Origin of the sequence: Segatella baroniae B14, from assembly GCF_022024235.1 — a bacterium.
Taxonomy (GTDB): Bacteria; Bacteroidota; Bacteroidia; order Bacteroidales; family Bacteroidaceae; genus Prevotella; species Prevotella bryantii.
Genome location: NZ_CP091799.1, coordinates 1,051,888 through 1,077,315 on the forward strand (window position 1 = coordinate 1,051,888; position 25,428 = coordinate 1,077,315).

Sequence of the window (25,428 nt, forward strand, 5' to 3'; positions counted from 1 at the left end):
GTTTAAACGTCTGCAAAGGTAATCATTTTTGAGTGATTACTCGCTTAAACGGAATAGAAATCTTAAGACTACACAGCCTTGGCTTGCGTGCAAAGAGAAAGAAAATACTGGTGAATATGTGTATCTTCATCAAGCTCAGGATGAAAGGCTGTAACAAGTTGATTTCCCTGTCGGGCTGCTACGATGTGGCCATCTACTTGAGCTAAAACATCTACATTCTCACCTATTTCTTCAATATAAGGAGCACGAATAAACGTCATTGGAACACTACCGATACCCTTAACATCACTCTCCACACGGAAACTGCCCAACTGTCGACCGTAAGCATTGCGACGAGCGTCAATATTCATTGTATTGAGATGTGTATGATCGAGCAAAATCAATCCTGCACAGGTTCCAAATACAGGAAGCCCTTTGGCAATAGCATCCTGCAAAGGCTGCCACAATAACTCATCTTTCATTATTCTCATCATAGCAGTACTCTCACCACCAGGAATAATAAGACCTACTATCGGCTGCTGGGCATCACTCAAAGCCTCGTTCCAATCAGCCAAATTACGTATCTGAACTGACTCAACTCCCAAACGATGGAGCATCTGCTGATGTTCAGCAAATGCTCCCTGTAAAGCTAAAACGCCAATCTTCATGATCTTAAGCTTTATAGTATACTTAGATTTTGTATTGTTGTTACTTTCCTCTTTCAGCCATGAGCAATTCGATTTCACTCTCATTGATACCGACCATAGCCTCACCTAAATCCTCACTGAGTTCAGCGATGATAGCAGGATTCTGATAATTGGTTACAGCTTTCACGATAGCCTGAGCACGCTTTACAGGATTACCGCTCTTAAAGATACCACTACCTACGAATACACCCTCTGCACCAAGTTGCATCATGAGTGCAGCGTCAGCAGGAGTAGCCACACCACCTGCAGCAAAATTGACTACAGGAAGTTTACCGTTCTCATGAACATACGCTACCAACTCATAAGGCACACGCAATTGTTTAGCTGCTTCATAGAGCTCATCTTCGCTAAGCGAGGTGAGTCGACGTATTTCACTCTGCATCATACGCATGTGGCGTACAGCCTGAATGACATCACCAGTACCCGGTTCACCCTTAGTACGAATCATTGTAGCACCCTCATTGATACGTCTTAATGCTTCGCCCAAATCCTTGGCACCACAAACGAAAGGCACTTTAAACTTGCGCTTGTCGATATGATATACATCATCTGCTGGAGAGAGAACTTCACTCTCGTCAATATAATCGATCTCAATAGCCTCGAGAATCTGAGCCTCAACGAAGTGGCCTATACGACACTTAGCCATAACAGGAATCGTAACAGCCTCCTGTATACCTTTAATCATCTTAGGATCGCTCATACGTGAAACACCACCAGCTGCACGGATATCAGCAGGAATGCGTTCGAGCGCCATAACAGCACAAGCACCTGCTGCTTCCGCGATCTTAGCCTGTTCAGGAGTGGTTACGTCCATAATTACTCCGCCCTTTAACATTTGGGCGAGATTGCGATTCAAAGTTGTTCTATCTTCCATTTTTTTATATCTGTTATTATTTTTACGTTCCGACTGCAAAGGTGAGAACAAAAACTGAATTGTCAAAAAAAACGTTCCTATACTCAATAACATTAGTCCGATTCCAGCAAATCGTTTGTGATTATATGAATTTCATTTATCATTTTCGGAACTCTATTCTTATTCTATTAAAAAAAAATGTACCTTTGCTTTCATGAATACATTAACTCCTATATTAACCATTACCGGTTCTGACAACACAGGTGGAACGGGTATACAGCAGGATATCAAGACGATATCTGCCATGGGGGGACATGCACTCACAGCTATAACCTCTATCACCATACAAGACGATAAACACATCAAGCGAATATTCGACCTTCCCTTTCATGTAGTACTCCGACAGGTACAGAGTATCATCAGCACCCAGCACCCGAAAGCGATCAAAATGGGTATGATACGTGATGTGGAGACGATTATCGAATTGAGCAAGGAGGTAGAACACTGCGATAATCTTATCATCGTTCCCGGTATATTGTCATCTAAGGGCGAGTATCTCATGTCTATGGAGGCCATTCATGCCTGGAAAACATTTCTTATACCAAAAGCCAAATTGCTCATCATTAAATGTGACGAAGCTGAAAAGGTTCTTGATATGAGTATCAAAACATCTGATGCTATGGTAAAAGCTGCCCGTAAATTCAGTGCTATGGGAGCCAAGGGTATCATGTTACGTGGAGGACATGTTAAAGATAATAGTGTAACAGCTTTACTCTATTACGATGGATTCAAACAGTTTTATACTTCTCTTAACATGGCGGGATGGCAGAGGCATGGTGTAGGAGCTGCCATGTCTGCAGCCATAGCCACTCGTTTAGCGCTTGGAGACAGCCTCAGCAGTGCGGTTCATATCGCACATAAATACATGCATACCCAAGTGGTATACAATGTAACCTCTGACGAAAAAATAACAGTAAGACCTGTTGACTTATACAATGTATTTATGGATATTCTGGCCGACAACTTTAAGGAACACCACGAGGTGAGCTTTTATGCGAATAAAATGAACATCGGCACACGATATCTCGGATCTATTACGAATAAAGTGGTAGAAAAGTCGCCTAAATTGATTATCACAGAATATCTCATGCAGGAAGCTAAACAGATGTTGCAAACTACATTTCGCTCCGTACAAGAGATATCCTATGATTTGGGATTTAAGACACAAAGCCAGTTTACCAAGGCTTTTATCCAAATATATGGTACACCGCCTTCTGAATTCAGGAAACAGGTGTGACCTTAAATCGTGATGAATACTGATTTTTTCACGTGCGCTTACCAGATTTTCTTCAGTACAACGCTATTGACACTTTCACCTTCACGACTGTCGGCCTCCTTCGGAAAATATATCGGAGCACCATTCTGCTTAGGAAGGATACGAAGTTCTAAGTCTTCTATATGTTCTGGTAACCGAGCTATGTCATACTGCATAGGCTGGCCATTATAAAAGTTATCTTCAATAAGTTTTCCATGAGCATAAAGACGAGCACAATCACCACGATAATCGATTTCAAGTAACATTCGCTCATGAGCCATTTTTTTAGACTTCAATTCTGTATCAGCTGTAGTGCATTGGCTTGGGTTGCTTAATACTTTCGGGATAGTAATAGTATATACGGCAGCCCGATTCCAATCTTCTTCTGAAGGAGCTTCTGCGACTTTAGCTTTTCCTTTAATGATAGTACGCAACTCTTTGGCTTCTTTAATTTTACGAACAGTTACATTATCATTCACCAACATAGAAAAACGCTTATCCTGTGTATTACCATCCAACAGATAACACTCTGCAGTAGATTCATCGAGTAGATAGATATTCTTATAAACAGGTTTCTTTAATCCTTTTGCCTTTACATGCTTGAGCACCTTTCCATTATCCAAGGCTATTTCGGTATCTACTCCTGGTATCGCCATAAGATAAAGTTTTCCATCTTTCTTATCGAGTAACTGAGCTGTAGCATACTTCAACCCCTCGACACGAACAGGAAAGATTCCTGCAGTACCAGCAGGAATCGTTATTGGGCTACTCGGAAATTTTATGCCCTCAACCTCAAACTGAATATTTTTCTTGGCACTAAGATGAGCAAATCGTTCATAGTTATTCCAAAACACAAAAGCCTGCTTGTTCTTACTTCGATAACTCCATCGCAACTTACTGTCATCGCCCTTCTTAAGAGCAGCACTACCATCAATGATAGTCTCTGTCATAGGTGCCAATAACTCGCCAAAGGATTTAGCAAAAATATGTAATGGACGCAACTTAAAATACACCTGATTACGCTGCCCAAACTCATTGAGCGGAGCCTGAAAATCATAGGTTACTACGGGCAAATCATTATTTGCTGTTCCAAGAGTACGCTGTGTCTCGTTAAGGGCAGTAAGTTTACCTTCAGGATTTGTTCCACCATGATACATATAATATCCCAGCAGATTACTACCACTTCCCAACTTCACTACAGCCATAGCATACGCATCCATAGGATACATATACACGCGCTTATGATAGCTTGTAACCATACCACCACCCAATTCACAAGTAAAATACGGATAAGCCTGTTCATTACGCTGTTCTTTCTGTTTACCCAGCAGATCAGTACCTATCGCCGTACTAGTACGGGTAGAACGAAACGAAAAAGCTTTCCAGTAATCGCCAGCACCTTCTTTTATATCTTTATCCCAAAAACCATCGGCGTAATCTCCATACAGCGGAAGCATTTCACCATAAGGAACTGGTGTACGAAGGGCAGGCCATCCGGTACGAGTATAGAAAGGCAAATCGAAACCAATCTTTTGAGCTATTCGCTTCAATGCCATAAGATAACTTCCATTACCCCGATATTCATTATCAAACTGAGCTGCGATAACTGGTCCGCCATCCTTCCACTGCAAACCTTGTATCTGAGTAAAAATTTGTCGATAGAGATTTTCGACAAGACTCAAGAACTTAGGTTCTTCAGAACGAAGTCGACACCCCTCCTGAAATACCCAGTCTGGTATTCCACCATTACGAACCTCTCCATGGCAGAAAGGACCAAGGCGTACGATAACAGGAAGTTGCAGTTCCTTACAGATTTCTATAAAATGTCGCAGATTACGCTGACCACTCCAGTCGAAGATTCCCTTCTGCTCTTCTACATGATTCCAAAAAACGTATGTTGCAACAAACGTCACTCCGCCTTCCTTCATCTTCAACAGTTCATTTCGCCATTCACTTGCAGGAATACGTGAATAATGCACTTCACCCATGACTGGCAACACCCGATGATGATTCATCGAGAGACTGAGCGAATCCCAGGATACTACAGCATTTTGGCTCCAACCTAAAGAAGCCGCAAAAAGGAAATAAATCGAAAAAAATAATTTTCTCATTGTTATTTATCATTAGATTATCAGATGTCAAAGACCCAACTACTAAATCGTGGATATGGCAACCCAAACTCATTGTCGGGTTGCAAAACGCTTCAGAATATCACACCTTGTAATATACTGCTCTGTATCGTCACGATATTGTTGTGTAAGTGCCAATAACTGCGTATAATAAGGTTTCACAGCAGGATATTCAGCTATCACATGTATGTTTTCATCATAAAAATGGAACACTCTGCTTTCTATCTCCATACGCACAAAAGCTTCTGCATAAAGAGTTGCTATCTGATGGCGCATAGCCTGATGGTTTGCATTCACCACTTCTGGCGATGCATAAATCCGGCGTGCTTCAACAAGATATGTGAGTGCAGTTTGTGCAAAATCTTTCTCATAGCTGCGAGCACTGTCGATACACGACCATCCATAATGGGTAAGATACCAACAGTCACCATAACATGAAGCCTGATAATATCGGCTTGCCAACTGATAAGCAATATCAGCCCGAGTTTCTTTCTTAGCCAAACGATACTGAGACTCCAGCTGAAGCATTTCTTTACAGAAATCCACTTTCTGATTACTTTTAAGACTAGACTCTACATACTCTTCTTCTGACCATGGAGCACGCTCTTTTACTACTTGTCGACCAACAATCCATCGGTCACGATTATAGCTACGACGAGCCATATAGTAAGCTAATCCTTGACGAGCCACATAGCTTAAAGGAACCTTCTCAAGAAACTTCAAAGCCTCAGCAAAACGTCCTTCTCGCAAATACTTCGTACCGATTCTATCAGCAAAATAGTTAGCATCAATATAATGGTCTACACTCCCTTTACCCACATACCACTGCATAATATATCGAGTAAGTGCATCGTCTTTCCCTTGTTTCATATGAGCATTATGCTGTTTGATATAATCAACATAAGCCAGTGTCTGGTCAGCTGAGAGCGAATCTACCTTATCTTCATATTCGTAATTAGAATAAAATGATTCGACAGAAGGTTTAGGTTGAAGGACAATACCAAGCGTAGCAAGAGCTCCATACTGATCACCAGCCTTACGATAATGCTCCACGATATTCTGATAAAGTATACGATGGCGAACACGACAAAAATAGCTATCATCATCATTGTCCTTAATCTTACTGTCAAGATATGCCAGTTCTTGCGTTACCACATCACTGTACTTTGCATCCCTATTCATACAGCGAGAATAAGCCAGCAGATGTATACAACGGGCATTATCGAGCATCATCTGTGTACCTTTCATCTGCATAGCCCTCTCACTTTCCTGCAAAGCAAGCTGAGGCTTACCCTGTAAATAATGTATCATGGCAATAGCCTCTTGCCACAAAGCCGGAACCTTGCTTTTATTTTCGCGTATCACTTGATTGGCAAATCGTACAAATGCATCAGCATGCGGCTTGTAAGATTGTATTTCGCCCTCCCAATAATTGTCATAATTTTCCTGGACAGAGTTGACAAAATTCTGCACCAAGAAATCAAGTGTAGGCGAATTAGGATCTTCTGCATATATCTTCTTCATACCATCAAGTTTCCAGTAGTTTTGCACACACCAGCGCAAACTTTCATAGTCACCCTGTTGAGCATAAATAGCTGCAGCACCTTTACGATTTCCTGTTTTATAAAGGGCTCGAGCATAGATATTACGGCACATATCCCGATAAACACCGGCAGGCAATTTAGAAGCCCTACTCTTCCATACAGTCAAATTTTTAACATCCTCTGCATAATACATATTGCTACGCATAAGCAGCAAGGTATATTGTGGCAGACATGACCCGTGAGTATAGGCAAGAGCCTTGCGTTTTATTTCAGCCATCTGCCTCTTCATTTTCAGCAATTCTGCCTTTGTCGGATAATTCCATCGCTCCTTCATAGCATCACACACCGAACGATAATTCTTTGTGAGTCGGATATACTCAGCCATCGCTCGATCATTCTTACGAACTGCCGACTTATAAATGGTAGTCAACTGTGGGTCAAAATAATCTTCAGCTTGTTTTCCGGTATAATTACGCCAGTACTGCTGCAAACGTTCATAGAATGCTTCCTGTCCCCCATGACCAAAAACATCCATCATATAATAATTATGTACAGGTCCGATTGGACCACACCCCCATGTACCGATTGCCTGTGACAGCATCAAACTAATGCAGATGATAAACTTTCTCATAATCTTTTGATTTATAGTAGGATAAATGATTTTTACTCAAGTCGAATACGATTACTTCATCGTTGATATCTGGACGTATAGCCATAAGTTTCTTTTGCACCTGGAGCACTTCTTCTGCTGTTGACTTGCGAGTAATCACAGTATCACCAGGCAATAAAGGCAGATCATCATCAGCATGCAGAATACCTAAATAGTGATTACCTCTGAAAGCTATACGATAGGCAAAAAGCGGATATGCTGCCGTAAGCGGTAGACTATAATCGCTTAAATAGTCAAGATAAGGATTGATATCTCGCATATCAAGTATAGGATGTTCACATGAACGTCGAGTAAAATCACCCGTATTATAGACCATTAACACACCACGATCAACAGGAGGCGCACTCTGCATCAACTGATGCAGACGTATAGTGGCAGATAAAGTAATATGATGCTTTGAGGCTAAAGTATGCAACTGCTGTAACATGGAAAAGAAATGCTGACGCGTACTATTAGTCCAATCGCAGTCTATCTGAAGTTCGTGCACACGGTGTATGTCATTAGTGGCATTCATCTGAAGTACGCGATCTAGTATTTGTTGTGCCAACTGTGGTTGTGGTTTTCTCATCACTTCGTTGACAATAAAAATAACAGGTACTATTTCTAAACTGTCGCTCACACGAGAAATATCTGATTTTGCATTTTCTTTATCAACAAATTCATGAGATGAGTTAAAGGAAAATGTTGCATTCGGAACCGGAACACGGCTTTCATCCAACACTACATCAAAGTATCTAACATATAATCGATTAAGATGATTCGTAAAAGTATAACTTTTAGGTATATTGGTCCAAGATGTACTCCAATAATAAGCCGAACGAATGCCATAAGCCTTACGAGATTGATACGAGCAACCAGCAAGGAAAAACATTCCTACGAAAAGAGACAACAGAACCAGAAAAAAACATCTGATCTGCAAAAGCGATTTTATAGTATAAAATACCAAATGCTTGTTCATGTTAATACAAAAATTCATCAGCTATGCAAAGGAACAAAAAAAATATATAGGATGCAAAAAAACAGAAAAAAAACTACAATTTAGTAGGAGTTATTTGCATTTTACAAATCCATCACATAATTATTGCTGTCCGCTAAAAGTTGAAAAGCGACAAAATATGTGTCCGCAGTGCCGATAAACAGGTATTGCGGACTTATTTTTGAAAAAGTAAGCCCCCTCAATCAAAAAGCGTTGGTTCTGGAGGTGATGTTTCCGTCTCTTCCGCAATCAATGTCACCCAAATCTGTATCTTGATGGCGAATGCGAGCACAATTCTACATTAAATACAGAATAAGCGAAGCCATATGGCCTCGCTTATTCTATTCGGTAAATTGGAATTTATTTAATGCTGTTGGTTTTCTTAAACGTCAAATTTAACTTTTCTCATTCGTCATTAACCTCTTTGCTTGATTATAAATCAATCACTCGAAATGTCGGGTAAACCTTATTTATTTCATGAGCCATAATAGATGATATTTGACCGTAATGAGTAGTATGTCAAATAAAATATCAAAAAAACAAGATGACCAAAAATCGTATTCTAGCTCAAAATATTCAACTTTTGCTCTGCCTGTTTGGTCTTTTTTTCACCCCTCGATTTTCTCTCCCGCCAAAACCCAAGCTCCTGGGGGTCGAAACCTAAGACTTTGTTCGCTAAACTCTATGATCTTATCGCGTCAACCCTAAGCTTTCGACCCCTAGGAGCTATGGTTTTGGCGCCCATTTTTTTAGCCATCGAAACACAAAACGCATAACACACTGATATTCAATTAGATACAAAAATCCTTCAAAATTCGCGTATTTGAAGCATTCTTTCTGGCAATTTCAAATACGCAAATCTCAGGAGGGTTCTTGTCAACAAAATTCAACCCCGACAACCTACTCTCATTATAAAATTTCTATAGCATATTTTGAAGTGTAAATATCACATTTAATATTTTTTTTGTAAATTTGCTCGCAGATAACCAATAATAATCAAATAACAGTTATATAACAAATTATGAAACAATTTAGATCTCTTCTACTAACCGCTTTAATATTATCTTTGGGGTTGCAGTCAACAAACGTTCAGGCTAAACAATACCAAGAAAAAGATATGGGAGCATATCTTATGGTATACCACAAAGATGCCGACCATGGCCTGCACATGGCCATTAGTTTTGATGGTTATACCTACACCGCACTTAACGATGATAAGCCAGTTATCGCCGGAGACAGTATCGCCGTACAGAAAGGAATTCGTGACCCACATATTTTCCGCGCACCTAACGGCTACTTTTATCTTGCCATGACCGACCTACATATCTACGCACAAAAAATGGGCTATCGCGATACGGAATGGGAACGCCCAGGAAAAGAATATGGTTGGGGAAACAATAAGGGACTTGTATTGATGCGAAGTGCAGATTTAATACACTGGACAAGAGCAAACATCGACTTTACAAAGTTCGGTAAAGAATACGAAGATTTGGGCTGTGTATGGGCACCAGAGACAACTTGGGACTATGAGCACAATCGACTCATGATTTACTATACCATGCGCCATGGAACAAAGATGTGTAAACTCTACTACAGTTATGTCAACGAAGACTTCAACCAAATAGAAACTAAACCCGAGATACTTTTCACCTACCCTAAAGCAGATAAAGAGGCTATCGATGGTGATATTTCATACACACCAGAAGACAGTACCTATCACCTGATGTACTGTTCGCACGATGGAACTGCTGGTATCAAGCAGGCTACAAGTAAGCACATTACAGGTCCATGGACATACATCGATGACTACTGTGACTTTGAAAAAGGGGGATGCGAGGCACCTCATATCTACAAACTTATCGGTCAAAACAAATGGTTGCTGATGTATGACTGCTATCGAAGGAATCCTCACAACTTTGGTTTCGCAGAGACTTCTAACTTTAAAGATTTCAAAGACTTAGGACTTTTCGATAAAGGAATAATGAAACGCACCAACTTCTCGGAGCAGAAGCATGGAGCTGTATGCCATATCACCAAAAAAGAGGCTAAAAAACTCGAAAAATATTGGAAAAAATAGCATTGTTCTTACAGAACCATACTAATTTATAAGAACTGTAAGCATACAAAAATGGGGATATCTCTTTAGGAAATATCCCCATTTTTTTGATACTTAATTCAGAATTCAAATATACTCTGTTATTCATAATCATCAATAACAGAATTTGTAAAATCCATCATTGGCTTCCCAACCTTGAAAATCTTGATAGCTTCTTGTATCCAATTGTCCTTACTGAAAAAACTATCTTCTACACGATGCCATACCGCATAGTCTTTCATTCTCAAATAATCAAGATACTCATAATCCTTTGGAAAATCACGAGGCGCTGTTTTGAGGAGATGAAGCCCAAATCCCTTATCTGAAAGTTCACCATCATCAACAAATACTCCCTCGCCCGGATAACCAAACGTATGGATAAACTCTCCATTATTGACAGCTTTTAGCCATTCGTCAATATTACCCATAATCTCATTACGACAACTGGTAAGAATGTTGGTAGGTAACCAATAGCACCCAATACTAACAAAGCTACGGCCAGGCTGCAGATGGATATAATACCCTCCACGCAAAGACTTCTTACCATGAGCACAGATATAAGCACCAAAATGACGCTTATACGGACTCTTATCCTGACTAAAACGGATGTCACGATTAAAACGGTAAATACAATCTTTAGGCGTAAGATGTGCAATCTCTGGATCAAACTCTGATATTTTGCCAATTAACTCCGCTACACCTTTTTCAAATTCCTCCTTACAATACTGAAACTCAGCCTTATGCTCTTGCATCCACTCTCGATTATTATGAGTGGCTATATTACTCAAAAACTTATATATTCTTTTTGTATCCATGATTACCTTATTCATTCAAGTTACATCATTGACTCACAAACTATCCCTTAGCCACTTTACTACCCTCGAGTAGCTTGGGACAAAAACTCTCGAAATCGCACTTCTCGCATTTCGGACGGGCACTATTGCAGACATATCGACCATGAAGAAGAAGCCAATGATGTGCACGAGTAATCTTTTCCTCAGGAATATGCTTCATGAGGTATTCCTCTACCTTAAGAGGAGTATTAGCAGTTTTAGGCACCAATCCCAAACGATGACTGACACGATATACATGTGTATCAACAGCCAGCGTCGGTTTATTAAACCATACAGCCTGTAGCACATTAGCTGTTTTGCGCCCTACTCCTGGCAACTTGACAAGATCGGCTGTATTGTCGGGAATCTCTCCACGAAAATCATTTTCAATCATTTTAGCCATAGCAACTAAATGTTTCGCTTTGCTATTAGGATAACTTACCGAACGGATATATTCCAGCAGATCCTCCTCGGTAGCTTGAGCCATAGCATGCGCATCAGGATATTTAGCAAATAAGGCCGGCGTTACCTTATTAATACGCTCATCAGTACACTGTGCACTTAACAAGGTAGCCACAATAAGCTGAAAAGCACTACCGAAATTCAGTTCGGTAGTAACCTCAGGCTGTCGCTGCTCAAAATAATCAAGCAAAAACGTATATCTTTCCTGTCTGGTCATATTCTTTATATAAGAAAAGGGATACCCTAAATATAGTGGTATCCCTCATTCATATCATATTAAAATATATGAAAGTACAATTTTACTTCTTAGCGCTACCCTTGTAGGCTTTATTAAGGCCTGCAACAACCTCTGCGGTTACATCATAAGCCTTGTCTGCATAAAGCAAATTATCACCTTGCTTACTGAAGATAAGACTATATTTCTTATCCTTATTATATACCTTAAGATAATTTGCGATAGAATCGTGAAGAGCCTTATTATACTTTTCAGTTTCAGCCTGGAATTCATTACCCAAACGCTGCTGTAAACCCTGGAGATCAGCCTGCTGCTTCTGTAAACCAGCCTGAATAGCCTCAGCCTGTTCACGAGTATAAGCATTCTGCTGAATCTTCTGCTGGAAGTTAGCTGCTGCAGCCTGAAGAGCCTGACCCTTCTGAGCAATCGTCTTCTGAATATTAACACTCTTCTTCTCTAGAAGACTTGAATATTCCTTAGCAAAAGTATACTGAGTCATGATAGAGTCTACCTCTACATACGCGATTTTCAATTGTGATGCAGCTGCAGGAGCTTGGGTCTTATCCTCAACCTGTGGCTGCTGCTTATTACAAGCAGTAAGTGCAAGTCCAGCAATTGCTGCAAATGCGACATTCTTAAAAAGGTTTTTCTTCATTTTAATATGTTGTTTTTCTTAATCTTTACTTTTAGGCGCTGCTACATACGAGAACGGTTTTCCACTTCTACGGGCTTCGCGATCCTGATCCATGACACAATGAATACCTTGACTGCGTAAATATTCACTATCATGGATATGTTGTGATTTAACTTTCTTGTTAAAAAACAACTTAATGCATAATAATGCCATACATATAGCAATTATTAACACGCTTATGAGCAGAGTTTTTATCATTTTTATTACTTTTGCATTACCATTAGTGGCAATTTCGTGACAAAGATACAATTTTTGGATAAAAGTACAAAATAAAATAACATAATTAAATGAATAAAAATGAATTAAAACCTGCTCGTGTTTTCGAGCAGTTTGCTAAAATTAACGAGATTCCTCGTCCTTCTAAGCATGAGGAGAAAATGATTGCGTATCTTGAAACTTTTGCTAAAGAACATCATCTTGAATATAAAGTAGACGAGACGGGTAATGTACTCATCAAAAAAGCTGCTACTCCTGGATATGAAAACAAACCTGTTACGATCTTACAGAGCCACATGGATATGGTTTGCGACAAACTTGTTGATGTAGATTTCAACTTTCATACAGACCCTATTCAAACTTATATTGAAGATGGCGAGTGGCTTACCGCTAAGGGTACTACTCTTGGTGCTGACGATGGTATCGGCTGTGCCATCGAGCTCGCTATTCTCGACAGCGAAGACATCGAACATGGTCCTATCGAATGTGTCTTCACACGTGACGAGGAAACTGGTCTTACAGGTGCTTTCGGCATGAAACCTGGTTTTATGTCGGGCAAATATCTTATCAATCTTGATAGTGAAGACGAGGGTATTATCTTCGTTTCTTGTGCCGGTGGTATCAATACTGCTGCTACATTTAACTTTACCCGTGAAGATGCTCCTGCAGATTACTTCTTTATGGAAGCAAGCATCAAGGGACTTATTGGTGGTCACTCTGGTGATGATATCAATAAAAAACGTGCTAACGCTATCAAGATTTTGACTCGATTCCTCTATTTGGAACACGACAAGATGCCTGTACGCTTAGCTCAGTTTAATAGTGGAAAAATGCACAACGCTATTCCACGTGATGGTAAAATTATCTTTGCTGTACCTGCTACTGAAAAAGAAACTGTACGTGCAGACTGGAATGTATTCTGCACTGAGGTAGAAGATGAGTTCCACGTAACCGACGGAAATATGGAGTGGTATATGGGCTCTACTGATGTACAGCAGGTTATTCCTGAGCAGGTGTCTGTTAACTTTGTACGCGCTCTACAAGCTGTAGACAATGGCGTTCTCGCTATGTGTCAGGACGAAGCGTTGGCTTGGATGGTAGAAACATCTAGTAACATTGCCAGTGTACAAAGCGAAGAAAATAAAATAGAAATCGTAAGCTCTCAACGCAGTAATGTAATGAGTAACCTCAAAAATATGAGCAACAGTGTGAAAGCTTGTTTCGAATTAGCTGGTGCTGAGGTTAAACAAAGCGATGGATATCCTGCATGGAAGATGAATGCAGACAGCAAACTGACTAAGATTACTGTAGAATGCTATAAAAAGCGTTTCGGTAAGGAACCTAAGGTTGTAGGTATACACGCAGGTTTGGAATGCGGTCTCTTCTCTGAAAAATATCCTGGCATGGATATGGTAAGTTTCGGTCCTACCCTTCGATTTGTTCATACACCAGACGAAAAATTGCTCATTCCAACTGTACAAATGGTATGGGATCATCTGCTTGATGTATTGAAAAATATTCCAGCGTAATATACACACTTGATATCCTCCTTGTTTGCATCCTTTACAAGGAGGATATATTTATATAATAACATAAATAAATACGAATAATACATCATGAGAAAAGTTCTTTTATTTGCCGTGACAACGCTCCTCACCCTATCCTCTTGTGGCGATAGCTATAAGGCTAAATCTATGGCTAAAGATTTCATGAGCGAAAATATGACGACTGATGACTATCGTAATTTACGATTTACCAATATCGACTCTACTAGATATGTATCAGATTCGCTCATTCAGGTATTACGAAAAACGCCAATAGATCTTTTTAAAAAAGAAATCAAATATGATACCAATGCCAAAGCTACTTCTACCTTATTATATATAAGGGCCAAATACGACTACACAACAGAAAAGGGCGATACGATACATTATCAAAATACCTTCTATTTTGATAAAACATTAGAACATCTACTCGCTGTAAAACAAAACTAATACCCACTCCCCAACAACAACTTTAAAATACAAAATCAGTAGGTTTTTCGCTTATTCGAGCAAACAAACCTGCTGTATACTTTTTGACATTTCTGTCAGTGTTTTGTCAGTATCATGTCAGTCTTACGCTTTATTTTTGGCAGTATTATTCTTCATTATCCCGTTATGGCACGCTATTTGCAATACAAAGGGCGTGAATCAGACATGAATATCATATCTGAGCGAAAAGAAATAGATAATTAAGAATACTAAATAGTCAAAAATAATATGGCACAAAAAGGTAATATTGGTGTAACAACAGAGAATATCTTCCCTGTCATTAAAAAATTTCTTTATTCCGATCACGAGATTTTCCTTCGTGAGATGGTAAGTAATGCTGTCGATGCAACACAGAAGTTGAAGACACTGGCTCAAACAGGTGACTTCAAAGGTGAGTTAGGTGACCTTACTGTACACGTTGAGGTAGACGAGAAAGCAGGTACTATCACAATCAAAGACCGTGGTATCGGTATGACAGAAGAAGAAATCGACAAATACATTAATCAGATTGCTTTCTCTGGTGTTACAGATTTCCTCGATAAATATAAAGATAATGCCAATGCTATCATCGGCCACTTTGGTCTAGGTTTCTATAGCTCATTCATGGTAAGCTCTCGCGTAGACATCATTACCAAGAGTTATAAGGAAGGCAGCAAGGCTGTAAAATGGACTTGCGATGGTAATCCTGAATTCGAAATCAGCGATGCTGACAAAACGGATCGTGGTAGCGAAATCGTACTTCACGTCAGCGACGACTGCAAAGAATATCTTGACAAAAATAAAATTGAGCAGTTGCTTAACAAGTACTGTAAATTTATGGCAGTACCTGTAGCTTTGGGCAAAAAGACAGAATGGAAAGATGGTAAGCAGGTAGAAACTGAAGAAGATAACATCATCAATAATATCGAACCTCTCTGGACAAAGGCTCCATCTACTCTGAAAGATGAAGACTACAAGAAGTTCTATCGTGATCTCTTCCCTATGCAGGATGAACCTCTTTTCTGGATTCATCTGAACGTAGACTATCCATTTGAACTGACGGGTATTCTCTACTTCCCTACCATCAAAAATGGTATCGATATGCAACGCAACAAGACAGGTAGAAGGTATCGTACCAGAATTCCTTACTCTTCTTCATGGTGTAATCGACAGCCCAGACATTCCTTTGAATGTAAGCCGTAGTTACCTACAGAGCGATGGTAACGTAAAGAAGATCAGTACTTATATCACCAAGAAGGTAGCCGACCGTCTGAATGAAATCTTCAAAAACGATCGTAAGGATTACGAAGAAAAATGGGATAACCTGAAGATTTTCATCAATTATGGTATGCTCTCACAAGAGGATTTCTACAATCGCGCTAAAGACTTTGCTCTTCTGAAAGATGTAGAAGGTAAATACTTTACCTTTGAGGAATATAAGACTCTTATCAAGGACAACCAGACGGATAAAAATGGCGACCTGGTATATCTTTATGCAAATAATAAGGATGAGCAGTATAGCTATATTGAAGCTGCAAAGAAGAAGGGATACAGCGTATTACTACTTGACGGACAGCTTGATACCCCTATGATCAATATGCTCGAACAGAAGTTTGAGAAGAGCCATTTCACTCGTGTAGACGCAGACATCATTGATCGTCTTATTGTAAAAGATGAAGTAAAGAAAGTAGATTTGAGCAAAGATGAGAGCGATAATCTATCAGATGTCTTCAGTACACAAATGCCTCAGATAGACCAAACTATGTTTAATGTTGAGGTTCAGGCTTTAGGTGAGGATGCTCAGCCAGTGCTCATTACCGAGAGTGAATACATGCGCCGTATGAAGGCTATGAGTCAGTTCCAACCAGGAATGAACTTCTATGGTCAGATGCCTGATTCTTACACTTTGGTACTGAATGCTGATCACTCACTTATTAAGAAGGTACTTTCAGATACGAATACCAATACTGCTGAAGCACTGAAACCTATCTTAAGTGAGATTAAGGGACAGGAAGCTCGTCTTGCAGCATTGCACCAGGCTCAGAATGGCAAAAAGCCAGAAGAGATCACTGATTCTGAGAAAGAAGATGTAAAGAATACAGAGAAAGCTATTAGCGACGAGCGTGCTAAACGTAAGGATATCATCGCTTCTTATGCCAAGGACAATAATATCGTACATCAGCTTATTGACCTGGCGCTGTTGCAAAATGGTATGCTTAAAGGCGCATCTCTCGATGCCTTCTTGAAACGTTCTGTAGATTTAATTAAGTAATAGTATTGTATTATTCTAATATAAAATCTAAACCTTTTAGTTAATTAGAGAGCAAAATCATATAAGTAAAAATGAGGCTGGCCCCAATATGGAGGTCAGCTTTTTTATTTACACTACCATTACACATCAAACGTAATCTATATTTAATCATTTCACATATTTTTTACGATAAGAATTTAGGTCGTTTCAAATTTATTTACTACTTTTGTGTCACGTTAAAAAATTACACACTATGATAATCACATACAATGAAATCGCTGCCGGACACCCTAGAGGCATGAAATGCTCTTCGGATTCGTATTATGCGACAGTGGGAAATAAGATTTTACACAGATATGAGAAACTACGTTTACGTGAGTTTTCTCCTCTTGAACTAAAAGAATGTGCTATCAATATCACACAATATTTCGAAGATGTAGTATCAGACTTTGGATTGTGGCGAAGTTTTACCAATTGGCACAAGGAAAATTATGGCAAGTTTGTCCCATTCTATCATTATGAAGAAGATAAATATTACCAGGATGAGCCACATATACAAGACTGTATGCTTATTATCTGGCTTACCGTCCATAATATGCGACCTAACGCAATACCTTATCCAATGGACTTGAATATTGTGGGGCTTGCTCAAGCAGCTTGGGACATTCTCAACGAAGAGTTCGAAAAAGTACCTGTCAATGAGGATTTAAAGAATCTCATTGCTAACGCAGAGTATGCTAACGATTTCTTCATGCAGCGCGATATGCTAAAATGGCTCTTCTTTAATAGTTATCTTACACATACTGCAGAGAACGAAGCTGCTATGGGGCAATGTGTTAACGCTTTCAAGCAACAACTTGGACCGATGTCTGTATATGTTGCAGAGTGCGCACTAACTTATGAAAATAAAGTTTCACCATTGGCTTTATCACCTCAAGAATTTTTGGGCTTAGTATTACGTGCAAACGGCAAAGAACAGGAAGCTAAAGATATCGAAGAACAGGAATATCGCCCTCTCACCTATTATAAGATTCTCAATGTTACTGACAAAGATGTAGAATTAGAAGCTGCTACTGGTGAGAAGCTTATCGTAACTCGTCACAATCTGAACGATCCTGATCCAGATAAGCTGAAAGGTTATGCACTTTGTTCTTTGGTCAACTATAAGGGCGACTGGTTCTTGAACGGATTCTTTACGACCTCAGAAACTGGCGATGAGGCTTTTGAGGAAATGAAGAAGGTGGAAGAGAAAAAGAAAAACGATCGTGTGCCAAACTATAAACACTTAAAAGAAATTTCCGAGGATACTGGTTTATTTTATTTTGAGAATAAAGATGCCCACAAAGAATTCACTATCAAGGAATTGGGCTTAGATGAGAAGATGGCTAACGATATGTTTAATGCACCACAAATGAAGACCAAGGAAAACATCACTGTATTTGTTGGTGATGAAAAAGAGCCTCAAGGTATCGCTCTTGGTGTAGCAAAAAGCATTAAGGATAATCGTAATACAATGTATGACGAGGAATATGCTAAAGCAAATGCATTGGTTGATACTTTTAATATGCCAGACACGATGGTTAAATATCTGGTGAAACATAACATGTTACCAGATGCCACTTTTGGCACGAATCAAGCCGACGGTATAGACCATACCCAACTGTTACAGGAGAATTTTGACTTTGTCATGAGGGCTCTTCGAGGTAATGCTTATTAAATAAAAGGAAGACATAACTCTTCATCATATAAAAAATATATCTGTAAGATTATACCTTCATCATTAATAACAAGGTACATCTTACAGATATTTTTATAAAAAACAAATAAACGAGACACGAAACGATATGATAGGAACAATTACCAACACAGTATGCATTATCGCAGGTAGCATCATCGGATCTCTACTCCACCGTGGTATCAAAGATAAGTACAAAACCGTGCTTTATGACGGTTTAGGATTGGCAAGTTTGGCTATTGGACTCAATGCCACAATAACCAATTTCCCCAAAAGTCAATATCCCGTTCTTTTTATCGTATCGCTCGCTGTTGGTGGTCTATTCGGCACACATTTTGACATAGACGGACGATTTAAACGAGCCGTAAATAAACACTCCCAAAAAGATGACAAGAATTTAGGAGAAGGATTATCATTAGCCATTCTGCTATATTGCATCGGACCACTCTCCATGCTTGGCCCGATTATCAGCGCCTTAAAGGGCGACAATACCTTTCTTTTTACCAATTCAACATTAGATTTGGTTTCATCTACCGTTTTTGCTTCAACCTACGGTTTTGGCATGATACTGGCAGCTCCAGTACTATTCTGCTGGCAAGGTATGTTTTACTTAATCGCCATGATTTCAAGCCAAGCTATTAGTGAAGCCTTAATGGCAGAGCTACTCATCATAGGAGGTCTTCTCATTACAGGAAGCGGTTTATCACTTCTGCATCTAAAAGACTGCAAGACACTGAATCTGCTTCCAGCCCTGCTCGTACCGATTATATGGTTTCTTATCAAACTCGTGCTAAAGTTTTAAAAACCAAACAGAAGACACATCAATGAAAAAAGAAAATAGAAAATAAAACATGTGGCTAACTCTTGTGATATCCACAAAAATAATTATCTTTGCAAACATATAATATAGTATATAAAAGTATCAAACAACATCATAAAATGATAACAAAAATCACTGAAAATATTAAATACGTAGGGTGTGATGACCCAGAACTCGATCTCTTCGAGAGCCAATATTCTTTACCTGAAGGCATGTGCTATAACTCATACGTTATAATAGATAAGCACCCAACCATCCTAGACACAATTGATCACAGATGTGAGGAAGAGTGGCTTCAGAAAGTAGAATCTGCTCTTGATGGACAAAAACCAGAGTATCTTATCGTACACCACATGGAGCCTGACCACTCTGCTGGTATTAAGGCTTTAATCGAAAAATACCCAGAGATCAAAATAGTGTGCTCATTAGCTGCATCAAAATTTCTTGGACAATATAATGAGGATATAGATTTTACGAACCGCACTATCATTGTTAAAGAAAATGATACACTATCTTTGGGCAACCATACTTTACAGTTTATCGCAGCTCCTTTCATTCACTGGCCTGAAGTCATTATGACTTATGTTCAAGAGGAACAAATACTCTTCTCGGCTGATGGTTTTGGTAAATTCGGAGTATATGATGCCGATGCTGACGATTGGGCATGTGAAGCACGTCGCTATTATTTTAATATTTGTGGAAAATATGGTGTACAAGTCAGTAAAGTACTCGATAAAGTTGCAAATCTGCCTGGTGTGAAAGCCATAGCACCACTCCATGGTCCTGTTCTTGAAGGAGAAAAAATGAAAGAAGCATTACGCTTATACCATATTTGGGCACATTACGAAGTTGAAACACCAGGCGTTTTCATCGCTTACGCATCAATCCATGGAGGAACCAAGAAAGCTGCAGAAAAAATGCGCGATATCCTATTAGAAAAAGGATGCCCAAAAGTTTCTATCGCTGACCTTGCCCGCGAAGATATGGCTGAGGCTATCGAGGATGCTTTCCGCTATGGCACATTACTTTGTTGTGCATCATCGTACGATGCTGACGTATTTCCTCCTATGCATTTCTTCTTACATAAACTGGCAATGAAGGCTTATCAAAATCGACGCATTGCTCTTCTCGAAAACGGAACATGGGCACCTAGCGCCGGCAAGGCTATGAAAGCACTCATTGCTCCTATGAAGAATATCACACTTCTAGAACCAGTGGTTACAATCAAGAGCCGTATGCATCAGACTGATATAGAAAATATGGAGAAACTAGCAGATGCTATCTTAGCAGAATAAAAAATATAAAATAATAAAAAATAATCCCCGAGTGAAATGAATACGACTCGGGGATTATTCATTTAAAACTTTAGGTTATAACTGGTAACACTCTAGTTTACAAAAATATAAGAAACTTACCTTAATACACTATAAAATAAAAAAACAAGAATTTATTGTTTATATATCGAAAGCATTTAGTACCTTTGTACAAGAACTTAAAACTGAAAGAAAATGATCAAATTTCCTTGCGCCAAGATTAATCTTGGACTAAATATAGTTAGTGAGCGCGCTGATGGTTACCACGACCTGCAAACCGTTTTCTACCCTATCCCTGTATACGACGCACTCGAAATAAAAACAATGGATGAAAAATTCCCATCACAACTAGACTGTGATCTGAAAATTACAGGAAATGCTATAGCATGTAATGAAGAAGACAATCTGGTGGTAAAAGCCTACAACCTTCTAGCTCAAGATTTCCAAATGCCTCGTGTACATGCCCACCTTTATAAGAATATACCATCACAGGCTGGTTTAGGAGGTGGCAGCAGCGATTGTGCTTACATGATCAGACTACTCGATGAACGATTTCGTCTAAATATCGGCAACAGCGAAATGGAACGATATGCTGCACAACTAGGAGCTGATTGTGCTTTCTTTATAACAGCAGAAACAGCTTATGCTACAGGAAAGGGGGAAATACTTGAACCCGTAGGTCGACCTCAGGATAATTTGAATGGGTACTATTTGGTACTGGTAAAGCCTGATGTTAATGTGAGCACTCGTGATGCTTATCGCGCCATTACGCCCCATATTCCAGCTAAATGCTGTAAAGAGATAGTCAAACAGCCTATCGAAACTTGGAAAGCTGAACTAAGTAATGATTTTGAAAAATCCGCTTTCTTACAGTATCCTGAACTTAAAGCCATCAAGGAGAAACTATACGAAATGGGGGCTATCTATGCACAGATGAGTGGCAGCGGTAGTACAATATTTGGTATCTTCAAAGAAAATCCAGGCGAAAAAAATATTAAACGCGAATTTGGAGCTGTATATCACCAACTACTACAACTTTAATACTTACAAATAATCTACTGATAAAAAAATATAAATGAGAGATAATAACGAAGAACTCTTTCCGGAAGTTGACGAACAAGGAAATATATTAGGTGCCATATCTCGAGGTAAGGCTCATGATGGCAGTAAAATACTACACCCCGTGGTTCATTTACACCTTTTTAATAAGAACGGTGAATTGTTCTTGCAAAAACGTCCAGAATGGAAAGACATTCAACCAGGAAAATGGGATACAGCTTGCGGTGGCCATATCGATCTCGGAGAAAATGTAGAACAGGCTTTACATCGTGAAGTGAAGGAAGAATTGGGGATCACAGATTTTGAACCACAAGACTTGGGTCACTATGTATTTGAGAGTTCACAAGAAAAAGAATTAGTATATGTACACAAATGCATATACGATGGTATGATAAATCCAAGTTCTTCTGAACTGGATGGTGGACGTTTCTGGAGCAAACAGGAAATACTTGAAAATATCGGTAAAAATGTTTTCACCCCTAACTTTGAAAGTGAATACAAAAAATTTTTCACCGAGAAATAAAGATCAGCCAAGAAAGTTGATAATTCCTATTGATGTATAAGCAAAACAAAATTCCCTCTTATCACATATATAAATAAAATGATAAGAGGGAATATAACGAATAAATATCTATCGCAAAATGATATTAATCAATATGCCTCATCCCCTTATTCATTAGATTAGGCCAACTAAGCATACATACAGCAAAGAGATACAATAGAGAAGTAACAAAACTGAAAATACCTATAGCAAATAAGATATGAGGTATTAATCTGTCTTCTATACAACCATAATAAATCAAAAAGGCATTGAATGCCAACAGCCAAAAAATACTTCGACTCTTATAGCCTAACGTACTCAGACGCATAGCAAACAAACTAAAAAAGCCTATTATAGATAAAACTACCAAAATAACAGCTAAAAATAGCCAAAGTGTAACAGCCTCTCTAAAATATGCTATCAGTAACTGCGTAATTGCCAAATAAGCAAAAGCAAAAATAAGCATACAAACAGCTCCTACAAACATTTCAGTACGAGAAAGAGTTACCCCATCAAAATTACCCATTCTGGCGGCCTTTAATAATTTCTGACAGTCATTTTTGCAAATTTTTATAATTTCCATTTTTATGTGGTCGATAAAAAGTTGATATATATATATTATTCATCCTATAGGCAAAGATACATATTTTTTTTCATTTAAAAAGGATTTTTGAACAAAATCAAAAGAATATGTTACATTTTATAGGGTGAAAGTACACTAAAAATATGTACCTTTGCAAAAAATAATAAAACAGTCTAAAAACAAATTATGGAAAGAACTTGGAGATGGTTTGGCAAGAATGATAAAATTACTCTTGCCATGCTCAAAGAAATTGGTGTAGAAGGTATTGTCACTGCCTTACACGATGTACCTCTTGGTGAGGTTTGGACTCGTGAAAAAATTCACGATCTAAAGTCATATATTGAGTCTTACGGCATGAGATGGAGTGTGGTTGAATCGTTACCTGTAACTGAAACTATCAAATATGCAGGTAAAGACCGAGACCAACAGATTGAGGTATATAAAGAAAGTATGCGAAATCTTGCAGCAGAAGGTATTCATACTATTTGTTACAACTTTATGCCAGTACTAGACTGGGCTCGTACAGACCTACTCCACGAGAACCCTAATGGCTCAAGCAATCTTTTTTTCAGCATTCCTCAGTTTGCTTACTTTGATATCTATATCTTAAAACGTGAAGGAGCAAAGGAAGACTGGGCAAACTTTAAGGTAATTGGCCCTGATGGAAAACCTAATGGTCGTGATATACTTGCTGAAGTCGAAGAACTAAAAGCGACCATGAACCCAGAAAAAGACCATGCTCTTGTAGAAAATATTGTAATAAAGACTCAGGGATTCGTAAGCGGAAATTTCAAAGAAGGCGATGAACACCCTGTAGAATTATTCCGTGAGCTATTAGCACTCTATCATGGTATAGATCAGGCACAATTGCGTGAAAACATGAAGTATTTCTTAAATGCCATCATGCCTGTTTGCGAAGAGTGTGATATATACATGTGCGTTCATCCTGATGATCCTCCATTCCAAATTTTAGGTTTGCCACGCATCGTAACCTGTGACGAAGACATTAAGTGGTTCCTCGACGCTGTACCAAACAAACACAATGGCTTGACATTCTGTGCAGGAAGTCTTTCAGCAGGTGCACACAACAACGTAGTAGAATTAGCAAAAAAATATGCTGACAGAAGTTGGTTTGTACATCTTCGCAGTTGCCATGTTTTTGAAAACGGTGATTTTACAGAAGCAAGTCACTTAGGCGGTAGAGCTGATATTATTGAGCTAACTCGTATTTTTGAACAAGAAGAACAAAAACGCAAAGATAACCCAAACATTGCTCGTTTACCAATGCGTGTTGACCATGGTATGACTATGTTGGGCGATGAGACCAAAGGCTACAATGCAGGCTACTCTTTCTTGGGCCGTATGTTTGCCATGGGGCAAGTACAAGGTATCATAGCCACAGTTGACCGCGAACTAGGAATAAAATACCAGCAGCCAGGCTTCTTCGACTGATACCTTATTCAAAACGCGAATAAAAAAACAATCATAAGAAAATAACAAAATGAAAAACTTATTTGACATTAAAGATTATGTAGTAGTCATCACCGGTGGTACTGGCGTTTTAGGCCGTACTATTGCTAAATACTTGGCTGAACAGGGTGCTAAAATTGCCATTCTTGGACGCAAAGAAGAAGTGGGTAATGAAATCGTAAATGATATTCTGAAAAATGGCGGCGTAGCCAAATTTTATAAGACAGATGTCATGAACCTGGCTACAGTGGAAAAGAACTGCGAAGATATCATAAACGACTTTGGTAAGGTTGACACTCTACTTAACGCAGCAGGTGGCAATATGGCTGGAGCTGTTATCAGTCCTGACCAAACCTTCTTTGACCTTGACACAGACCAATTTCAGCAAGTACTCAACCTTAACCTTACCGGTACAGTTATCCCAACTCAGGTATTCCTAAAACCTATGGTTAAGCAAGGAAAAGGAAGCATTATCAACTTCTCTAGCATGGCAGCATTCCGCCCTATGACTCGCGTTTGTGGCTATGCCGCTGCAAAAGCTGGTATCAGCAACTTTACAGCCTATATGGCACATGAGTGTGCACAAAAATTTGGCGAAAAGATTCGCGTTAATGCCATCGCTCCAGGTTTCTTCATAACAGAACAAAACCGTGCTCTTCTTACTAATCCAGACGGAACCTACACACAGCGTGGCCAAGATGTAATTCGTCAGACTCCATTTGGTCGTATGGGTAAGCCAGAAGAACTCTGTGGAACAATTCAGTATTTGATGAGCGATGCAGCAGCATTCGTAACAGGTACAGTAGCTGTTGTTGATGGCGGATTCAATAGTTTTGCTATGTAATTCTAATACAAACAAGATATAAAAAGACCTAGACCGGCCTTTTCCAAATTATCCCTGATGAATTTGAATAATTCATCAGGGATTTTTATATC

General features: G+C 39.1%; 21 protein-coding genes and 1 pseudogene. 12 read left to right on the plus strand and 10 right to left on the minus strand.

The genetic code is table 11. From position 1 onward, the window contains the following. Positions 1 to 68: 68 nt before the first annotated feature. Together pdxT and pdxS are read right to left on the minus strand one after the other, a co-directional pair. Positions 69 to 647: a pyridoxal 5'-phosphate synthase glutaminase subunit PdxT gene (gene pdxT, locus L6469_RS04475; RefSeq protein WP_006281086.1), complete on the minus strand. Its 579-nt coding sequence runs from the start codon at positions 645 to 647 to the stop codon at positions 69 to 71. A 40-nt stretch (positions 648 to 687) separates the two neighbouring features. Further along, on the minus strand, positions 688 to 1,560 hold the full coding sequence (gene pdxS / locus L6469_RS04480; RefSeq protein ID WP_006281087.1) for a pyridoxal 5'-phosphate synthase lyase subunit PdxS: 873 nt from the start codon (positions 1,558 to 1,560) through the stop codon (positions 688 to 690). A gap of 193 nt (positions 1,561 to 1,753) precedes the next feature. Here pdxS and L6469_RS04485 point away from each other — a divergent pair, with 193 nt between their 5' ends. Next, positions 1,754 to 2,836, plus strand: coding sequence for a hydroxymethylpyrimidine/phosphomethylpyrimidine kinase (locus L6469_RS04485; protein WP_006281088.1), 1,083 nt, complete (start codon positions 1,754 to 1,756; stop codon positions 2,834 to 2,836). A 38-nt stretch (positions 2,837 to 2,874) separates the two neighbouring features. Here L6469_RS04485 and L6469_RS04490 read toward each other — a convergent pair whose 3' ends face one another. From L6469_RS04490 to L6469_RS04500, 3 genes are all read right to left on the minus strand, one after another. After that, a complete protein-coding gene (locus L6469_RS04490) occupies positions 2,875 to 4,965 on the minus strand; it encodes a beta-galactosidase (RefSeq protein ID WP_006281089.1) in 2,091 nt (696 codons plus the stop codon). A gap of 69 nt (positions 4,966 to 5,034) precedes the next feature. Next, a complete protein-coding gene (locus tag L6469_RS04495) occupies positions 5,035 to 7,158 on the minus strand; it encodes a hypothetical protein (protein WP_039869201.1) in 2,124 nt (707 codons plus the stop codon). Beyond that, complete coding sequence (locus tag L6469_RS04500) at positions 7,133 to 8,173, minus strand: hypothetical protein (RefSeq protein WP_006281092.1); 1,041 nt, start codon at positions 8,171 to 8,173, stop codon at positions 7,133 to 7,135. The genes L6469_RS04495 and L6469_RS04500 overlap by 26 nt, the downstream gene beginning before the upstream one ends. Before the next feature lie 1,021 nt (positions 8,174 to 9,194). Here L6469_RS04500 and L6469_RS04505 point away from each other — a divergent pair. Beyond that, positions 9,195 to 10,250 carry a glycoside hydrolase family 43 protein gene (locus L6469_RS04505; RefSeq protein ID WP_143067162.1) on the plus strand — a complete coding sequence of 352 codons (1,056 nt, stop codon included), beginning with the start codon at positions 9,195 to 9,197 and terminating at the stop codon, positions 10,248 to 10,250. A gap of 119 nt (positions 10,251 to 10,369) precedes the next feature. Here the strand turns inward: L6469_RS04505 and L6469_RS04510 are convergent, their stop codons facing one another. The 4 genes from L6469_RS04510 to L6469_RS04525 form a co-directional block, all read right to left on the minus strand. Beyond that, positions 10,370 to 11,083, minus strand: a complete 714-nt coding sequence (locus L6469_RS04510; RefSeq protein WP_006281094.1) for a DUF2461 domain-containing protein — start codon at positions 11,081 to 11,083, stop codon at positions 10,370 to 10,372. Between the two features lie 40 nt (positions 11,084 to 11,123). Beyond that, positions 11,124 to 11,780 carry an endonuclease III gene (gene nth, locus L6469_RS04515; RefSeq protein WP_039869204.1) on the minus strand — a complete coding sequence of 219 codons (657 nt, stop codon included), beginning with the start codon at positions 11,778 to 11,780 and terminating at the stop codon, positions 11,124 to 11,126. A gap of 82 nt (positions 11,781 to 11,862) precedes the next feature. Next, on the minus strand, positions 11,863 to 12,453 hold the full coding sequence (locus L6469_RS04520; protein ID WP_006281096.1) for an OmpH family outer membrane protein: 591 nt from the start codon (positions 12,451 to 12,453) through the stop codon (positions 11,863 to 11,865). 18 nt (positions 12,454 to 12,471) lie between these two features. After that, positions 12,472 to 12,690, minus strand: coding sequence for a hypothetical protein (locus L6469_RS04525; protein WP_027452820.1), 219 nt, complete (start codon positions 12,688 to 12,690; stop codon positions 12,472 to 12,474). 89 nt (positions 12,691 to 12,779) lie between these two features. On the opposite strand from L6469_RS04525, the gene L6469_RS04530 reads away from it, so the two are divergent. The 8 genes and pseudogenes from L6469_RS04530 to L6469_RS04565 all read left to right on the plus strand — a co-directional run bounded on the left by L6469_RS04530 (position 12,780) and on the right by L6469_RS04565 (position 22,421). Beyond that, positions 12,780 to 14,237, plus strand: coding sequence for an aminoacyl-histidine dipeptidase (locus L6469_RS04530; protein ID WP_006281097.1), 1,458 nt, complete (start codon positions 12,780 to 12,782; stop codon positions 14,235 to 14,237). Between the two features lie 87 nt (positions 14,238 to 14,324). After that, positions 14,325 to 14,702 (plus strand): hypothetical protein, encoded by a 378-nt coding sequence (locus L6469_RS04535; protein WP_006281099.1) that lies wholly within the window; start codon positions 14,325 to 14,327, stop codon positions 14,700 to 14,702. A gap of 267 nt (positions 14,703 to 14,969) precedes the next feature. Next, a pseudogene (gene htpG, locus L6469_RS04540) lies at positions 14,970 to 16,992 on the plus strand (molecular chaperone HtpG). A gap of 232 nt (positions 16,993 to 17,224) precedes the next feature. Continuing rightward, positions 17,225 to 18,688 (plus strand): DUF3843 family protein, encoded by a 1,464-nt coding sequence (locus L6469_RS04545; RefSeq protein ID WP_039869209.1) that lies wholly within the window; start codon positions 17,225 to 17,227, stop codon positions 18,686 to 18,688. Positions 18,689 to 18,815: 127 nt separating this feature from the next. Beyond that, a complete protein-coding gene (locus L6469_RS04550; protein WP_006281102.1) occupies positions 18,816 to 19,508 on the plus strand; it encodes a DUF554 domain-containing protein in 693 nt (230 codons plus the stop codon). A 137-nt stretch (positions 19,509 to 19,645) separates the two neighbouring features. Continuing rightward, the gene (locus L6469_RS04555; protein WP_006281103.1) at positions 19,646 to 20,821 is read left to right on the plus strand and encodes an FprA family A-type flavoprotein; all 1,176 of its coding nucleotides are present in this window, start codon (positions 19,646 to 19,648) and stop codon (positions 20,819 to 20,821) included. Between the two features lie 213 nt (positions 20,822 to 21,034). Continuing rightward, positions 21,035 to 21,880, plus strand: coding sequence for a 4-(cytidine 5'-diphospho)-2-C-methyl-D-erythritol kinase (gene ispE / locus L6469_RS04560; RefSeq protein ID WP_006281104.1), 846 nt, complete (start codon positions 21,035 to 21,037; stop codon positions 21,878 to 21,880). A 34-nt stretch (positions 21,881 to 21,914) separates the two neighbouring features. Then, positions 21,915 to 22,421 carry an NUDIX hydrolase gene (locus tag L6469_RS04565; protein ID WP_006281105.1) on the plus strand — a complete coding sequence of 169 codons (507 nt, stop codon included), beginning with the start codon at positions 21,915 to 21,917 and terminating at the stop codon, positions 22,419 to 22,421. Positions 22,422 to 22,545: 124 nt separating this feature from the next. Here L6469_RS04565 and L6469_RS04570 read toward each other — a convergent pair whose 3' ends face one another. Continuing rightward, complete coding sequence (locus L6469_RS04570) at positions 22,546 to 23,022, minus strand: hypothetical protein (RefSeq protein ID WP_006281106.1); 477 nt, start codon at positions 23,020 to 23,022, stop codon at positions 22,546 to 22,548. A 186-nt stretch (positions 23,023 to 23,208) separates the two neighbouring features. On the opposite strand from L6469_RS04570, the gene uxuA reads away from it, so the two are divergent. Together uxuA and L6469_RS04580 are read left to right on the plus strand one after the other, a co-directional pair. Then, positions 23,209 to 24,474, plus strand: a complete 1,266-nt coding sequence (uxuA, locus tag L6469_RS04575) for a mannonate dehydratase (RefSeq protein ID WP_027452825.1) — start codon at positions 23,209 to 23,211, stop codon at positions 24,472 to 24,474. 49 nt (positions 24,475 to 24,523) lie between these two features. Next, positions 24,524 to 25,336, plus strand: a complete 813-nt coding sequence (locus L6469_RS04580; RefSeq protein WP_006281109.1) for an SDR family oxidoreductase — start codon at positions 24,524 to 24,526, stop codon at positions 25,334 to 25,336. Positions 25,337 to 25,428 lie beyond the last annotated feature (92 nt).

What these genes read in the sequence shown, in the direction of transcription:
- pdxT (WP_006281086.1), bottom strand. Translation starts at nt 647, where the DNA reads ATGAAGATTGGCGTTTTAGCTTTACAGGGAGCATTTGCTGAACATCAG.
- pdxS (WP_006281087.1), bottom strand. Translation starts at nt 1,560, where the DNA reads ATGGAAGATAGAACAACTTTGAATCGCAATCTCGCCCAAATGTTAAAG.
- L6469_RS04485 (WP_006281088.1), top strand. Translation starts at nt 1,754, where the DNA reads ATGAATACATTAACTCCTATATTAACCATTACCGGTTCTGACAACACA.
- L6469_RS04490 (WP_006281089.1), bottom strand. Translation starts at nt 4,965, where the DNA reads ATGAGAAAATTATTTTTTTCGATTTATTTCCTTTTTGCGGCTTCTTTA.
- L6469_RS04495 (WP_039869201.1), bottom strand. Translation starts at nt 7,158, where the DNA reads ATGAGAAAGTTTATCATCTGCATTAGTTTGATGCTGTCACAGGCAATC.
- L6469_RS04500 (WP_006281092.1), bottom strand. Translation starts at nt 8,173, where the DNA reads ATGAATTTTTGTATTAACATGAACAAGCATTTGGTATTTTATACTATA.
- L6469_RS04505 (WP_143067162.1), top strand. Translation starts at nt 9,195, where the DNA reads ATGAAACAATTTAGATCTCTTCTACTAACCGCTTTAATATTATCTTTG.
- L6469_RS04510 (WP_006281094.1), bottom strand. Translation starts at nt 11,083, where the DNA reads ATGGATACAAAAAGAATATATAAGTTTTTGAGTAATATAGCCACTCAT.
- nth (WP_039869204.1), bottom strand. Translation starts at nt 11,780, where the DNA reads ATGACCAGACAGGAAAGATATACGTTTTTGCTTGATTATTTTGAGCAG.
- L6469_RS04520 (WP_006281096.1), bottom strand. Translation starts at nt 12,453, where the DNA reads ATGAAGAAAAACCTTTTTAAGAATGTCGCATTTGCAGCAATTGCTGGA.
- L6469_RS04525 (WP_027452820.1), bottom strand. Translation starts at nt 12,690, where the DNA reads ATGATAAAAACTCTGCTCATAAGCGTGTTAATAATTGCTATATGTATG.
- L6469_RS04530 (WP_006281097.1), top strand. Translation starts at nt 12,780, where the DNA reads ATGAATAAAAATGAATTAAAACCTGCTCGTGTTTTCGAGCAGTTTGCT.
- L6469_RS04535 (WP_006281099.1), top strand. Translation starts at nt 14,325, where the DNA reads ATGAGAAAAGTTCTTTTATTTGCCGTGACAACGCTCCTCACCCTATCC.
- L6469_RS04545 (WP_039869209.1), top strand. Translation starts at nt 17,225, where the DNA reads ATGATAATCACATACAATGAAATCGCTGCCGGACACCCTAGAGGCATG.
- L6469_RS04550 (WP_006281102.1), top strand. Translation starts at nt 18,816, where the DNA reads ATGATAGGAACAATTACCAACACAGTATGCATTATCGCAGGTAGCATC.
- L6469_RS04555 (WP_006281103.1), top strand. Translation starts at nt 19,646, where the DNA reads ATGATAACAAAAATCACTGAAAATATTAAATACGTAGGGTGTGATGAC.
- ispE (WP_006281104.1), top strand. Translation starts at nt 21,035, where the DNA reads ATGATCAAATTTCCTTGCGCCAAGATTAATCTTGGACTAAATATAGTT.
- L6469_RS04565 (WP_006281105.1), top strand. Translation starts at nt 21,915, where the DNA reads ATGAGAGATAATAACGAAGAACTCTTTCCGGAAGTTGACGAACAAGGA.
- L6469_RS04570 (WP_006281106.1), bottom strand. Translation starts at nt 23,022, where the DNA reads ATGGAAATTATAAAAATTTGCAAAAATGACTGTCAGAAATTATTAAAG.
- uxuA (WP_027452825.1), top strand. Translation starts at nt 23,209, where the DNA reads ATGGAAAGAACTTGGAGATGGTTTGGCAAGAATGATAAAATTACTCTT.
- L6469_RS04580 (WP_006281109.1), top strand. Translation starts at nt 24,524, where the DNA reads ATGAAAAACTTATTTGACATTAAAGATTATGTAGTAGTCATCACCGGT.